This is a genomic window from Microtetraspora sp. NBRC 13810, from assembly GCF_030268685.1.
Classification (GTDB): domain Bacteria; phylum Actinomycetota; class Actinomycetes; order Streptosporangiales; family Streptosporangiaceae; genus BSRQ01.
Genome location: NZ_BSRQ01000001.1, coordinates 274,548 through 288,764 on the forward strand (window position 1 = coordinate 274,548; position 14,217 = coordinate 288,764).

The window sequence follows — 14,217 nt, forward strand, 5'->3', positions numbered from 1 at the left end:
CACCGCCTCCGAACAGCACGTTTCGCAACTGAGAACGGAAGGTAACATCCTGATTACGGGCGCCGGGCGCGAAAGATCTCCACTTCCGGCGAGGCACCTCGATTCACAGTGCCTCTCCCGCTCCGTGTCGCTGGTAGTGTTCGGCACGAAAGCACGCTAAAGGACGGGCCCGAATCACAAATTCGGTCTCGACGAGGGCATGGAGTTCGTGGGGATGACGACTCCGGGCGGCGTGCTGACCCAACATGACCAGCCGGTTTCGTCCGGTTACTTCGTTCTGCCCTTTTCCTTAACTGTGAGCGAGAGATGACGACTACATCCCCCTGCTCGGAACCGGTTGCCGAAGACTTCGTCTCAGCCGATCCGCAGTGGTACAAGCGGGCGGTCTTCTACGAGGTGCTCGTCCGGGGGTTCAAGGACTCCAACGGCGACGGCACCGGAGACCTTCGCGGCTTGATCCAGAAACTGGACTACCTCCAGTGGCTGGGCGTGGACTGTTTGTGGCTGCTACCGCTTTACGAGTCCCCTCTCCGGGACGGCGGATACGACATTTCCGACTACATGAAGATCCTTCCTGATTTTGGGGATCTTGGGGATTTCGTCGAGTTGATCGAACAGGCCCACGCGCGGGGCCTGCGCATCATCACCGACCTGGTGATGAACCACACCAGTGACAAGCACCCCTGGTTCCAGGCGTCCCGGCACGACCCCGAGGGTCCCTACGGTGACTTCTACGTCTGGTCCGACTCTCCGGAGGGCTACCCGGACGCGCCGATCATCTTCATCGGCGCCGAGGAGTCCAACTGGACCTACGACCCGGTGCGCAAGCAGTACTACTGGCACCGCTTCTTCCACCACCAGCCCGACCTGAACTACGACAACCCCGCGGTTCAGGAGGCCATGCTGGAGGTGCTGCGGTTCTGGCTGGACCTCGGCATCGACGGGTTCCGGCTCGACGCCGTGCCGTACCTGTTCGAGCGCGAGGGCACCATGTGCTCCGGGCTGCCCGAGACGCACGCCTACCTGCGCAAGGTGCGTGCCGAGGTGGACCGGCTCTACCCCGACCGGGTGCTGCTGGCCGAGGCCAACGGCTGGCCCGAGGACGTCGTCGAGTACTTCGGCGACCCCACCACCGGCGGCGACGAGTGCCACATGGCCTTCCACTTCCCGCTGATGCCGCGCATCTTCATGTCGGTGCGGCGGGGCAGCCGCGAGCCGATCTCCGAGATCATGTCCCGCACCCCCAAGCTGCCCGAGACCGCGCAGTGGGGCATCTTCCTCCGCAACCACGACGAGCTGACCCTGGAGACGGTCACCGAAGAGGAGCGGGACTACATGCACGCCGAGTACGCCAAGGACCCGCGGATGCGGGCCTACCTCGGCATCCGGCGTCGTCTCGCCCCGCTGCTCGACAACGACCGCGACCAGATCGAGCTGTTCACCGCCCTGCTGCTGTCCCTGCCCGGCTCGCCCGTCATGTACTACGGCGACGAGATCGGCATGGGGGACAACATCTGGCTGGAGGACCGCGACTCCGTCCGCACCCCCATGCAGTGGAGTCCCGACCGCAACGCGGGGTTCTCCGCCGCCGACCCGGGACGGCTCTACCTGCCCGCCGTGATGGACCCGATCTACGGATTCCAGGCCGTCAACGTCGAGGCACAGCAGCACAACCCGGCCTCGCTGCTGCACTTCACCAAGAAGATGCTGGAGATCCGGCGGCGCCACCCGGTCTTCGGCACCGGCGCCTACAGCGAGCTGTGGTCCTCCAACAACGCCGTGCTCACCTTCGTCCGTGAGGAGGGGGACGACCGGATGCTGTGCGTCAACAACCTGTCGAAGTTCCCCCAGCCGGTCGAGCTCGACCTGCGCCGCTTCGCCGGCATGACGCCGGTGGAGTGCCGCGGCGGGGTGCCCTTCCCGGTGATCGGGGAGATCCCCTACCTGCTCACCCTGCCCGGTCACGGCTTCTACTGGTTCTCGATCAGCTGACACCGGCGCCGAGCGCGTGTACGGCCCCGCCGTACACGCGCTCTTTCGTGTCCCCGCGTCTTATCTGGCGGTGACGGGCACCCGCGCGCGGGCGGCGCGGCGCGCGGGGATCAGCGCGACCAGCAGGGCCGCGCCGACCGCCAGCAGCATCACCACCGCCAGCGTCAACGCCGAGGGCGTACGGCCGATGCCCGCGCCCACCCCGCTGGTGTACCCCTGAAGGTCGATCAGGCCGCCGGCCATCGAGGCCCCGGCCAGGGTGCCCGCGACCACGCCGATCACCACCAGCACGCCGGTGCCGGTCACCAGGGTCGCGGTCACCTGCCTCGGGGTCAGCCCCATCGCCTTGAGCACGGCGAGGTCCAGCGCGTGGTCCCGGAGCCCGACGGCGCTCGCGGTGAGCAGGTTGGCCAGCCCGATCAGCGCCAGCACGACGCTCAACGCCACGATCACCACCCGGATCACCGCCAGCCGCTCGGCCGGGTTCACCACCCGCCGCACCTCCAGGTCCTGGTTGGACGCGGCCAGCAGCCTCGCCCGCGCCGCCTCCGGGTCGACCCCCGGCCTGAGCACCAGGCTGTAGAACTCCGGCGGCATCGCGTCCTTGGCGGCCAGGCTGTCCAGGCCGAAGGAGATCACCTCGCCGTCCTGGTCGGGCTCCACCACCCGGCCCACGATGCGCAGGATGAGCGGCGTGCCGCCGACGGTGACCCGCACCCGGTCGCCGATCTTGAGATCCAGCAGGTCCAGCAGGCCCTGCCCGGCCACCGCCTCGCCGCGGTCGGCGTAGGGCCGGCCCTCCACGACGACGAACGGGTAGGGGCGGGCGGACGTGCCGACCGCGCGGGCCAGCACGGTCCTGGTCTGCTCCGGCTCCAGCGCGTCCACCTCGGTGCCCGGGTAGACGGCCGCGACATCCGGATCGGCGTTGATCAGCCGCTCCGCCTCGCTCGACGGCAGCCGGCCGGGCCCGACCTGGAGCGCCGCCGCCTGGCCCACCTGCTCCGGATGGGCGAGGAAGTTGTCCAGCGTCGCCCAGCAGCCCAGCCCGATGGTGATCATCATCATCGGGATCGCCACGCCGAACGTCGTCAGCATCGCGGGCACCCGCCGGGTGAACGCGTCCCTGGCGCCGAGCACCAGCGCGGGCGGCAGCCGTACCACGAAGGCCAGCCGGGCGAGCCTGGACAGGTGGCCGCGGGGCGGCGCGGCGGGGGTGGCCGGGATCGGCGGGGTACGGCCGCCGCGCCAGGCGGGCAGCCACACCGCGACCAGCACGACCAGCGCGGTGCCCGTGGTGATCGCCGCCGCCGGGACGAACGACAGCGGCGGCCCGGCGCCGCCGTTCAGGGCCAGCCCGGTGACCAACTGGCCGCAGAGCAGCCCGGCGGCGACGCCGAGCAGGCCGAGCGAGCCGTGCTCGACGAGCAGCATCCCGGTGATCTGCCGCCGGGTGAGGCCGAGCGACTTGAGGGTGGCGAAGTCGCGCGACTGGGTCAGCACGCGGGCGCCCACGGCGTTGACGATGGCGAGCGCGGCGGCGGCCAGGCCGACCGCGCCGAACAGCGCGAGCAGCAGGCCGAGCAGCCGGTTGTCCAGCTCCATCGACGCGCGCACCTCGCGCCAGGTGTAGATGCGCTGGATCCGCTCGTCGAGCAGCGTGACCGCGCCCTGCACGACCAGCCGGGTCGCCTCGGCGTCGGCGAGGCGCAGGCCGATCACCGACTGGCTGCGGCCGATGGCGGGCTCGATCCGGTCCAGCGTCTCCGGCAGCACCCAGGCGAGGCCCGGCGTCCACTCGGGGTAGAAGCCCTGCTCGGCGGTCTCGGCGATGCCCGCGACGGCCAGCATATGCCGGGTGCCGTTCAGGGCGGTCACCTGGAAGGGGCTGCCCAGCCGCAGGCCGGCCGCCTGGGCGAAGGACCTCTCGACCACCACGCCGTCGAGGTCGGCGAGGTCCAGCCAGCGGCCTTCGAGCACGACGGGGTGCGCCACCTCGGGCGGGGCGGCGGGCAGGCCGCGCAGCGCGACCGGCGTCCTCCTGCCGTTCTCGGTGAGCGTCACGGGGGCGCTGCGGTAGGGCCCGGCGACGCCGGTGACGCCGCTCAGGGCGGCCAGCGGGGCCGGGTCGAGCGGCCCCTGCGCGCTGATCCACACGTGCGCGCCGTCGGTCTGGGTGAACAGGCCGCGCCAGGGGTTGGTGTTGTCCTCCAGCAGCGTGGCCGAGGTGATCAGCGCGGTGACGATGCCGGCCACGGCCAGCACCGTGAGCAGCGCCTGCCCTCTCCGCGCCCGCAGGTCGGCCCTGATCCACCGGCCCGACGCCCGGAGCGCGCTCACCTGCGGCCCTCCGGGCCGCACGACGTCTCCCGCACGGTCAGCTCCTGAGCTCCACGACGTCGCCCGCGCCTGCCTTGGGCCGCCGCCGGGTGACCGGGATGACGCCGTCGTCCACGATCTGGCCGTCGAGCAGCGACACCACCCGGTCGGCGAGACTGGCCACCCGGGCGTCGTGGGTCACCATGATGATGGTCTGCCCCTTCTTGTGCACCTCGCCGAGCAGGCGCAGCACGTCACGGGTGTTGCGGCTGTCGAGGTTGCCGGTCGGCTCGTCGGCCAGCAGCAGGCTGGGCTCGTTGGCCAGCGCGCGGGCCAGCGCCACCCGCTGCTGCTCGCCGCCGGCGAGCTGGGCGGGCGGCGCCTCGGCGCGCTCGGTCAGGCCCAGCGCGTCGAGCAGGTACTCCCGGCGCTCGCGGGCCTGTTTGGGGGTGGCGCCGGACAGCAGCGCGGGCAGCTCGACGTTGTCCGCCACGGTCATGTTGGCGACCAGGTTGAAGAACTGGAAGACGAAGCCGACCTTGTCCCGGCGCAGCAGCGCCCAGGCGCTCTCCGAGAGGGTGTCGACCCGCTTGCCGTCGAGCCAGATCTCCCCGCTGGTACGGGCGTCGAGCCCGCCCAGCATGTGCACCAGGGTCGACTTGCCGGAACCCGAGGGCCCCATGACGGCGACGAACTCGCCCGCGCCGACGTGCAGGTCGACGCCGTCCACCGCGGTCACCGGGACGCCGCCGCTCTGGTAGATCTTCACCAGGTTGACGGTCCTGATCACGGCGCTCACGCGAGGTCCTCCTGGCAGCGCTGCAACCAGTCGAGGTCGGCCTGCACGTGCAGCATGGCGCCCTCGATCAGCAGCAGGGCGACCCGGTTGTCCGGATCGGTGCGCTCGATGAGGTCGTTCAGATCTCGCATCACGCCAAGATAGTGGCGTCGCTGACGGTTGATGAGCGCCATCCGGTCGGCGATGCCGGTCAGCGGGGCGAGGACCAGCTTCATGAAGAACTCGTCGCGGATCCGCGGGCCCTCGGTCGGCTCGTCCGCCCACTCCGCCAGCGCCTCCCGCCCGGTGACGGTGAGGTAGTAGACCTTCTTGTTCGGCCGGTTCGACTGCTCCACGTCGATCGCGCGGATCAGGCCGTCCTTCTCCAACCGGCCGAGCGTGACGTAGATCTGGCCGATGTTCGGTGACGGATAAGCGCTGCCGAAGGTGTGCTCCAACGCCTGTTTGAGTTCGTACCCGTGGGCAGGTTCCTTCGCGAGAAGCGCCAGCAGCGTGAGCCGCACTCCCCACCTCCTCGATGCTCGTTATGTGAGCGTTACGGGAACATCGGTTGACTCCCACATTACAGCTGTGCATAACATGCATGCATCTACCTAACACGTATGTAACTCGGTTGAAACCCGGAGGTAGCAGGTGCTTCGTCTCATCCCGGTCGCGCTGGCGGCACTCTTGCTCGCCGGCTGCGCGGGAACGGGGGACGACGCCGAGCTGGACGGCGACCTGGGCGGCGGCACCGGTCCGATCACCCTGGTGATCGGGCGGGACACCACCGCCTACCTTCAGCCGCTGCTCGACCGCTGGAACAAGGAGCACCCCGCCGAGCGGGTCACGCTGCTGGAGCTGCCGGAGGCGGCCGACGAGCAGCGGGCCCAGATGGTGGCCAACCTCCAGGCCAGGAGCGACCGGTACGACGTGCTCGGGCTCGACGTGGTGTGGACCGCGGAGTTCGCCGACGCGGGCTGGATCGTCCCCCTGGAACGGTCGATGTTCCCGCTCGACCGGTTCCTCCCCTCCGTCGTGGGCACGGCGCTGTACCGGGACAAGCTCTGGGCGGTGCCGTACACGAGCAACGCCGGGCTGCTCTACTACCGCAAGGACATCCTGGACAAGGAGGGACTCGAACCGCCCAGGACCTGGGCCGAGCTGCGGGACCAGGCGAAGAAGCTCACCACGCGCCACGACATCGGGGGCTACGGCGGCCAGTTCCTCGCCTACGAAGGACTGACGGTCAACTTCGCCGAGGCGTACCAGTCGGCGGGCGGCAAGGACATCCTCAACCCCGACGGCACCGCCGTGACCATGGACGTCAACGCGGCCAGGACCGGCCTCGCGTTCCTCATGCAGGGCTTCCGCGAAGGCTGGATCCCGCCTGAGGCGCTCACCTACAAGGAAGAGGAGTCACGCCTGGCCTTCCAGGAGGGCCGGCTGCTCTTCGCCCGCAACTGGCCGCACGCGTACGGCCCGGCCACCGAGTCCTCGGTCGCCGGCAAGTTCGCGGTGACCCGGCTGCCGGGGCTCGACGGTCCCGGTTCGAGCTCGCTCGGCGGCTACAACCTGGCGATCAGCGCCTTCTCGAAGAAGCAGAGGTCGGCGCTGTCGTTCATCCGATACTTCACCGGCCTGGACAACCAGCGCAGGGTGTTGACCGAGGGGTCGTTCCCGCCCGTCTGGGCGGAGCTGTACGACGACCCCGCGCTCATCAAGCGCTTTCCTTACCTTCCGGTGCTCAAGGAAAGCATCCTCAGCGCCCGGCCACGGCCGGCGCACCCCAACTACAACCAGGTAAGCCTGGCGATCGCCGATGCCGCCTCCCGAGCGCTCACCCCGCCGTTCGACGGGTCGGCCGCGGATGCCGCCACTTCGATGAAGAAACAACTCAACGAGATCATCCGGGCCCGGTAGGACGAGGAGACCCCTCACTCCGCCGAGCCGTCATCCCCACCCAATTTCATAACCCCCCGGGCCCCCAAGCAGGAGGTACCCATAATGCGTAAAGCCAGAGTCCTGGCCGTAGTCGCCGGTCTGGCGCTCGCCGCGACCGCGTGCGGCGGCGGCGAGACCAGCACCACCCCCACCGGCGCCGCGAACAGCGCCGCCGCCGGCCCGAAGCCCCTCGACGGCGTGAAGATCGAGCTCGCCGCCAAGTGGACCGGCGAGGAGCAGGCCAACTTCGAGAAGGTGCTCAAGGCCTTCCAGGAGAAGACCGGCGCCACCGTCACCTACGCCTCGACCGGTGAGGACACCGGCGCCTACCTCGGCCCCCGCATCCAGGGCGGCACCCCGCCGGACATCGCCATCCTGCCCCAGCCCGGCCTTGTGCAGCAGTACGCGGCCCAGAAGGCGCTCAAGCCGCTCGCGCCGGAGGTCCAGGCCGAGATCGACAAGAACTACACGCCGTACTGGAAGGAGCTCGGCTCCGCGGACGGCCAGGTCTACGGCGTGCTGGTCAAGGCCGCGCACAAGTCGCTGGTCTGGTACCGCGACCAGGCGTTCACCGACGCCGGCGTGCAGCCGCCCACCAACTGGGAGGGGCTCGTCACCGCCGCCCAGACGGTCTCCGACTCCGGCACCTCGCCCTTCTCCTTCTGCGGCGCCTCCGGCTGGACGCTCACCGACCTGTTCGAGAACGTCTACCTCTCCACCGCGGGCCCGGAGAACTACGACAAGCTCGCCAAGCACGAGATCCCGTGGACCGACCCGACGGTCACCACCGCCCTGGAGAAGATCGCGCAGATCGCCGGCAAGGAAGCCTTCCTGCTCGGCGGCAAGTCGGGGGCCCTGCAGACCGACTTCCCGACCTGCGTCACCCAGGTCTACGGCCAGAAGAAGGCCGCGATGGTGATCGAGGCCGACTTCGTCGCCGCCTCGGCCACCGAGTCGGGTGCCACGATCGGCCAGGAGGCGAAGTTCTTCCCGTTCCCGGCGGCCGGCGACACCGCGCCGGTCGTGCTGGGTGGTGACATCGCGGTCGCGCTGAAGGAGTCCAAGGGCGCGATGGAACTGCTCGCCTACCTCGCCTCGGCCGAGGGCGGCTCGGTCTGGGCGAAGCAGCCCGGCTACCTCTCGCCGAACCGCAACGTCTCCCCGGACAACTACCCGAGCGACGTGACGAAGCAGCTCGCCCAGACGATCATCGACGCCGGCGAGTCGGTCCGCTACGACATGTCCGACCTCGTGCCCAGCGCCTTCGGCGGCACGGACGGCCGGGGCATGTGGAAGGCCCTCCAGGACTTCCTGAACAACACGTCGGACATCAAGGGCACACAGCAGAAGCTCGAAGACGACGCCGCCAAGGCCTACGAGTAAGAGGAGAAGGCCGTGACCGAACGGTCGGACGGCCCGCGGGCCCCGCGCGGCGGCACCGTCGCCGCCGGGACCTCTCCCGAGCCGCAGGACAACGCCACCGCCACCGCGGCGGTCCCCCCCGGTCCCGCACGGGACTCCCACTCCCCGGCCTCCGCCGCCGCCGCAGCGAAGTCCGGGCCGCCCCCCAAGGCGCCGCGCCTCGGCCCCTCGCCCCGGCTGGCGCTCTGGTTCGTCCTCCCGGCGCTGATCATCCTCGGCGCCCTGGTGATCTATCCGATCATCTACTCGCTCTACCGCAGCTTCTTCGACGCCACCGGCCAGACCTTCGTGGGCGTGCAGAACTACGGCACCATCTTCACCAACCCCGGCACGCTCACCACGATCAGGAACAACCTGATCTGGGTGGTGGTCGCGCCGATCCTGGTCACCACACTCGGCCTGATCTTCGCGGTGCTGACCGAGCGGATCAAGTGGGCGACGGCGTTCAAGCTCATCGTCTTCATGCCGATGGCGGTCTCCCTCATGGCCTCCGGCGTCATCTTCCGGCTGGTCTACGAGCAGGACCCGGACAAGGGCATGGCGAACGCCGTGCTCACCTCGGTGCGCGACGTCTTCGACTCCGGCCAGGGCTACCCGGGCATCCACCCCCGCGACAACGACGCGACGCTCGCCGAACAGAACGGGGCCGTGGTCACCCGCCAGCCGGTGCAGCCGGGCACGCCGGTCTCGCTGCCGCTGGTCGGCGTCCGCCCGGACGCGCTGCCCGCCGACGTCGCCCCCGCCAAGGCCCCCGCGGCCGGCGGAGCGCTCGGCGGCACGGTCTGGCTGGACTTCGCCCTCGGCGGCGGAGGCACCTCAGGCCAGGTCGACGGCAACGAGAAGGGCCTGCCCGGCATCACCGTCGAAGCCGTGCAGAACGGCGAGGTCAAGGGCACCACCACGACCACGGCCGACGGCGCCTTCACCTTCGCCGGCCTCCCCGCCGGCGACTACACGGTACGGCTGCCGCAGTCGAACTTCGAGGCGCCCTTCAACGGGATCTCCTGGCTCGGCCCGGCACTGATCACGCCGGCCATCATCGGGGCCTTCATCTGGGTGTGGGCCGGGTTCGCCATGGTGCTCATCGCGGCGGGGCTCGCCTCCATCCCGCGTGACGCGCTGGAAGCCGCCCGGATGGACGGCGCCACCGAATGGCAGGTGTTCCGCAAGATCACCGTGCCGCTGCTGTCGCCGGTGCTGGTCGTCGTCTTCGTGACGATGATCATCAACACACTCAAGGTGTTCGACCTGGTCTTCGTCATCGCACCGGGATCCGTGCAGTCCCAGGCGAACGTGATCGCCCTGGAGATGTGGCGGGTGTCCTTCGGCGGCGGCGGCAACGAGGGGCTGGGTTCGGCGCTGGCGATCTTCCTGCTGATCCTGGTGCTGCCCTTCATGATCATCAACGTTCGCCGGTTCCGGAGGGAGCAGCAATCATGACGACCGCGACCCTCGACCGGACCGCGGGCGCCCCCGCCACGGGCGCACCGAAGCGCGGCGTGCTCGGCCGCGTCGTCGATCGGATCGGCGGCGGCCTCGTGCAGGTCGTGCTCATCCTGATCGCCCTGTTCTGGCTGGTGCCCACGCTGGGCCTGCTGGTGGTCTCCATCCGCGGCGAGCAGTACAACAACGCCTCCGGCTGGTGGACGATCTTCACCCAGCCCGCCCAGCTCACGCTGGAGAACTACGCCAACCTGCTGGCCACCGGATTCACCAGCTCGTTCTGGAACACCGTGCTCATCACGGTGCCGGCCACCCTCCTGGTGATCGGGCTCGCCGCCATGGCGGCCTACGCCTTCGCCTGGATCGACTTCCCGGGCAGGGACGGACTGTTCCTCGTCGTGGTCGGGCTGCTGGTGGTGCCCATCCAGATCGCGCTCATCCCGGTCGCCAAGCTGTACGGCACGCTGGGGCTGTTCGGCTCGATCCCGGGCGTGGTGCTCTTCCATGTCGCGTTCGGCCTGCCGTTCGCCATCTTCCTGCTGCGCAACTTCTTCGCCGGCATCCCCAGGGAGCTGCTGGAGGCCGCGCGGATGGACGGCGCCGGAGAGTGGAAGATCTTCGCCACGGTGGTCTTCCCGCTGGCCAAGCCGGCGGTGGCGTCGCTGGGCATCTTCCAGTTCCTCTGGGTGTGGAACGACCTCCTGATCGCGCTGGTCTTCGCCAACACCGAGAACCAGCCGATGACCAAGGCCCTCCAGTCCCAGATGCGGCAGTTCGGTACCAACGTGGACATCCTCGCGCCGGGAGCCTTCCTGTCGCTGATCATCCCGCTGGTGCTGTTCTTCGCCTTCCAGCGCTACTTCGTGCAGGGCATGATGGCCGGCTCCGTGAAGTGATCCGGCTCGGGATCCGGATCCCGGACCCCGGATCCCGGATCGGGCTCGGCTCAGGCTTGGGCTCGGGATCCGGCGGTGACACGGCGCTGATCGGTGAAGCGGCGCGGGAACGGCGTGGAGCAGCGCTGCCCGGTGGCGTGACACTGCGAAGTCCCGTTGTGACGTGACGCCATGAGTGCCCGCCCCGCCCCGCCTTCGCGGCGGCGGGGCGGGCACTCATCCCCCATTGGGGCAGGTTTGATCATTTTTCTGTTAGCGCCGACGGCGTGCTCAGGCGGGCACTAGAGTTTCCGTTCATGGCTGGACGTCCTTTGCAGGAAATAGTGGAAGCAGGGTGGGCGACCGTTCTGGAGCCCGTCGCCGATCAGATCTCCGTGATGGGAGACTTCCTGCGCGATGAGATCGCCGCCGGGCGGCAGTACCTCCCCGCCGGGGCACATGTGCTGCGTGCCTTCCAGCAGCCCATCGACGACGTCAAGGTGCTGATCGTCGGCCAGGACCCCTACCCCACGCCGGGGCACCCGGTCGGCCTGAGCTTCTCCGTCGCCCCCGACGTGCGCCCCATTCCGGGCAGCCTGCTCAACATCTTCAAGGAGTACACGGCCGACCTCGGCTACCCCAAGCCGACCAACGGCGACCTGACGCCGTGGACGGAGCAGGGCGTGCTGCTGCTCAACCGGGTGCTGACCGTCATGCCGGGCAAGCCCGCCTCGCACCGCGGGAAGGGCTGGGAGCAGGTCACCGAGCAGGCCATCCACGGCCTCGTGGCGCGCAACAAGCCGATGGTGGCGATCCTGTGGGGACGTGATGCCCGCAACCTGCGCCCGATGCTGGGGGACGTCCCGTGCATCGAGTCGGCGCACCCGAGCCCGCTCTCCGCCCGAAGCGGTTTCTTCGGCTCCCGGCCGTTCAGCCGGGCCAACCAGCTCCTCGTGGAGCAGGGCGCCACACCGGTGGAGTGGAAGCTCCCCTGACCCCACTAGGATTTCACCGTGAGTGATAATTCAGGTTCCGAGCGCTTTCTGAGGATCAATGTCGAGCTGACCGTTGAGGTGCTCGACGTCGACGCGCTGCAAGCAGCCGCGCTCGCCGAGATCCGGCACCCCGCCGCCGACCTCGACGACGAGGAGCGCCAGGAACAGGCGGCCATGGTGACCGCCGACGAGAGCGGCGCCACCGCCCTGCAGTGGCTCATCGAGCCGGACCACGTGCTGGCCCTCATCGAGCACATCAACGAGGTCGAGCCGCGCGAGGCCATGCTCGGCGTCGAGCCGTCGGACGGCCCCGACGAAGAGGGCGACGAAGACCACGACCACGACCACGACGACTGACCCTCGGCCAGGCCCCATACCGGACCGCCGCCAACCCCTTCCAGCCCCACCCGGCACCGCGCCCCTCACCGCACACACCCGTCGCGGCCGAGGGGCGCCACTCTTTCACCCCGTCGCGGGTCGAGAGGCGCCGCTGTCTCACCCTGTCGCGACCGAGGGCACCGTTCTTTTCGCCCGTCGTGGCCGAGGGCGCCGTTCTTTCACCCCGCCTCGTCAAGCCAGGACGTCCCTCCTCCACCCCACCCCCTCACGAGAACGTGGCGTGGGTGGGCGGAGAGAATGCCTGCGTGGCATGTTCCCCCCTGACAGGAGGCAGCTGATGATCATCGCTTTTTCCGTCACCCCGCTGGGAGTCGGCGAAGCGGTCGCCGAGCCGGTGGCCAGGGCCGTCAAGGTGGTACGCGACAGCGGCCTCCCCAATCGCACCGACGCGATGTTCACCACGATCGAAGGCGACTGGGACGAGGTGATGGACGTCGTGAAGCGAGCCGTCGAGGCCGTCTCCGAGGTCGCGCCACGGGTGAGCCTGGTGCTCAAGGCCGACGTACGCCAGGGCGTCACGGATGGGATGACCTCCAAGGTGGAGTCTCTCGAACAGCATCTCGCCCAGCACGACGGCTGACCGTCACGCGGTGTCCCGCAGGCCGGAGCGCCTGGAGTGATCGACCTTGAGGCACGAACGACCGGCCGGCACCGCGACGGGATGGGCGTGCAGCGTGCGGGCGCCCCGAAAGGGGTCGCCCCACGCGAGCTCGTAGACACCGCCCAGATCGTGCACGGCACCCAGGTCGTGATCGTCGCCCAAGCCCTCAAGGGCGTCCAAGCTTTGAAAGGCGTCCGAGCCTCGAAGGGCGTCCGAGCCGGGAAGAGCGGCGTTGTGGAGAGCGTCCAGATCGTGGGTGGTGGCGAGGTGTAGCCGGGTGTCTAGCGTGCGTTTTCCGGCGCCGGGGTGCCGGTGCAGGAAGGCCAGGTGGTCGGCGAGGAGACGCCCCGCGACCGCACGCAGGCGGGTGACCGAGCACAGGCCGTGCGCGCACCCCGCCTCCGTGACCGCCACCTCCGGCAGCCCGAACCTCACCAGCCCCCGGCTGACCAGCGACGGCACGGACATCCCAGGTGCCACTGCACGGACAACCGGCGGCGCAAGCACCCCAGGCGACGCCGCGGAGGCATCCGGCGCGGGCGAAAGACGCCCGGCGGCCTCCTGCGATCCTCCACGGACGACGGGAGACAGCCCCGCGGGTGCCCTGCCGGATGGGTCCGCCGGTCGGGCCCCGGCGGCGGCGAGCACGGCGGAGATCCTGCGCCGGGGATCGGCGGCCGGCCGGGGCGTGACGAAAGCGGGCCGCCGCCCGGACACCAAAGAGCCAAGCCCGGAGAGCGAAGGGGCGTGTGTTTCGGAGGGTGGGGGATGTCGGTGGGAGGTGGTGGGGTGGTGGGTGAGCCAGTCGTCGGGGAGGGAGAAGTGCGGGCGCTCGCCGGGGCAGCAGGCGCAGTGGAAGACGATCGCGCCGGTGAGCGGATCGACGATCACGCCGTCGTTGGCCGCGGCGAGGGCCCGTGCGGCGGCCCGCGCCGTCTGGGCCGCCTCCGGCTGGGCGGATGGCGGGGCCACACTCGACACCACGATGTGCAGCCTGGCCCGGCGCACCAGGGCACGCTCGTCGTCACCCGCCTCCCACCCACCCGCGTCGAAGCCCCGCCAAGAGCCCGCCTCGAAGCCCCGCCAGGACCCCGCCTCGAAGCTTCGCCAGGGCCTCGTGTCGAAGCCCCGCCAGCGCCTCGTGTCGAAGTCTCGCCAGGGTGCGGGCCACGACCATCGGCGCCGGTGGCCGGTCCAGCGCCACGGGGAGACCGCCCGCCGGACGGAGATCCGCAGCCGGGACGAGCCGAGGGACGCCGCGGCGGCGCGGCGGTGCGGGCGGTGCATGCGCCAGGGGACGACCGACACCGGATCGGCCGTGATCCGGTCGACGGCGACGACGAACACCGAGCTGGTCTCCCTGGGCACGGGGAACGTGAGCTGCACGTGGGCCTCCTCATCCGGCGATGCCCTCAGCATCACTCCCCGGCCCGCCCGCCACCCCGGCAG

Annotated in this window: 12 protein-coding genes; 8 read left to right on the forward strand and 4 right to left on the reverse strand. The window is 70.0% G+C overall.

What is annotated here, in order from left to right:
* Positions 1–306: 306 nt before the first annotated feature.
* A complete protein-coding gene (gene treS / locus QSK26_RS01285) occupies positions 307–1,992 on the forward strand; it encodes a maltose alpha-D-glucosyltransferase (protein ID WP_285773047.1) in 1,686 nt (561 codons plus the stop codon).
* A 60-nt stretch (positions 1,993–2,052) separates the two neighbouring features.
* Here treS and QSK26_RS01290 read toward each other — a convergent pair whose 3' ends face one another.
* Genes QSK26_RS01290 through QSK26_RS01300 form a run of 3 tightly spaced genes read right to left on the reverse strand, consistent with a single transcriptional unit; the run spans position 2,053 to position 5,613 of the window.
* Positions 2,053–4,332: an ABC transporter permease gene (locus tag QSK26_RS01290; protein WP_285773048.1), complete on the reverse strand. Its 2,280-nt coding sequence runs from the start codon at positions 4,330–4,332 to the stop codon at positions 2,053–2,055.
* Between the two features lie 37 nt (positions 4,333–4,369).
* On the reverse strand, positions 4,370–5,110 hold the full coding sequence (locus QSK26_RS01295) for an ABC transporter ATP-binding protein (protein WP_285773049.1): 741 nt from the start codon (positions 5,108–5,110) through the stop codon (positions 4,370–4,372).
* Positions 5,107–5,613, reverse strand: a complete 507-nt coding sequence (locus QSK26_RS01300) for a PadR family transcriptional regulator (RefSeq protein WP_285773050.1) — start codon at positions 5,611–5,613, stop codon at positions 5,107–5,109. Before QSK26_RS01300 ends, QSK26_RS01295 begins: the two co-directional genes overlap by 4 nt.
* A gap of 130 nt (positions 5,614–5,743) precedes the next feature.
* Here QSK26_RS01300 and QSK26_RS01305 point away from each other — a divergent pair, with 130 nt between their 5' ends.
* The 7 genes from QSK26_RS01305 to QSK26_RS01335 all read left to right on the forward strand — a co-directional run bounded on the left by QSK26_RS01305 (position 5,744) and on the right by QSK26_RS01335 (position 12,747).
* The gene (locus QSK26_RS01305) at positions 5,744–7,012 is read left to right on the forward strand and encodes an ABC transporter substrate-binding protein (protein ID WP_285773051.1); all 1,269 of its coding nucleotides are present in this window, start codon (positions 5,744–5,746) and stop codon (positions 7,010–7,012) included.
* A gap of 84 nt (positions 7,013–7,096) precedes the next feature.
* Positions 7,097–8,416 carry an ABC transporter substrate-binding protein gene (locus QSK26_RS01310; protein WP_285773052.1) on the forward strand — a complete coding sequence of 440 codons (1,320 nt, stop codon included), beginning with the start codon at positions 7,097–7,099 and terminating at the stop codon, positions 8,414–8,416.
* A gap of 12 nt (positions 8,417–8,428) precedes the next feature.
* Positions 8,429–9,895, forward strand: a complete 1,467-nt coding sequence (locus QSK26_RS01315) for an ABC transporter permease (protein ID WP_285773053.1) — start codon at positions 8,429–8,431, stop codon at positions 9,893–9,895.
* Positions 9,892–10,794, forward strand: coding sequence for a carbohydrate ABC transporter permease (locus QSK26_RS01320; RefSeq protein ID WP_285773054.1), 903 nt, complete (start codon positions 9,892–9,894; stop codon positions 10,792–10,794). The genes QSK26_RS01315 and QSK26_RS01320 overlap by 4 nt, the downstream gene beginning before the upstream one ends.
* Positions 10,795–11,090: 296 nt before the next feature.
* Positions 11,091–11,768, forward strand: a complete 678-nt coding sequence (locus tag QSK26_RS01325; protein WP_285773055.1) for a uracil-DNA glycosylase — start codon at positions 11,091–11,093, stop codon at positions 11,766–11,768.
* An 18-nt stretch (positions 11,769–11,786) separates the two neighbouring features.
* A complete protein-coding gene (locus QSK26_RS01330; RefSeq protein ID WP_285773056.1) occupies positions 11,787–12,125 on the forward strand; it encodes a hypothetical protein in 339 nt (112 codons plus the stop codon).
* Between the two features lie 319 nt (positions 12,126–12,444).
* Positions 12,445–12,747: an MTH1187 family thiamine-binding protein gene (locus tag QSK26_RS01335; RefSeq protein ID WP_285773057.1), complete on the forward strand. Its 303-nt coding sequence runs from the start codon at positions 12,445–12,447 to the stop codon at positions 12,745–12,747.
* 3 nt (positions 12,748–12,750) lie between these two features.
* Here the strand turns inward: QSK26_RS01335 and QSK26_RS01340 are convergent, their stop codons facing one another.
* On the reverse strand, positions 12,751–14,154 hold the full coding sequence (locus QSK26_RS01340) for a hypothetical protein (protein ID WP_285773058.1): 1,404 nt from the start codon (positions 14,152–14,154) through the stop codon (positions 12,751–12,753).
* Positions 14,155–14,217: the final 63 nt, after the last annotated feature.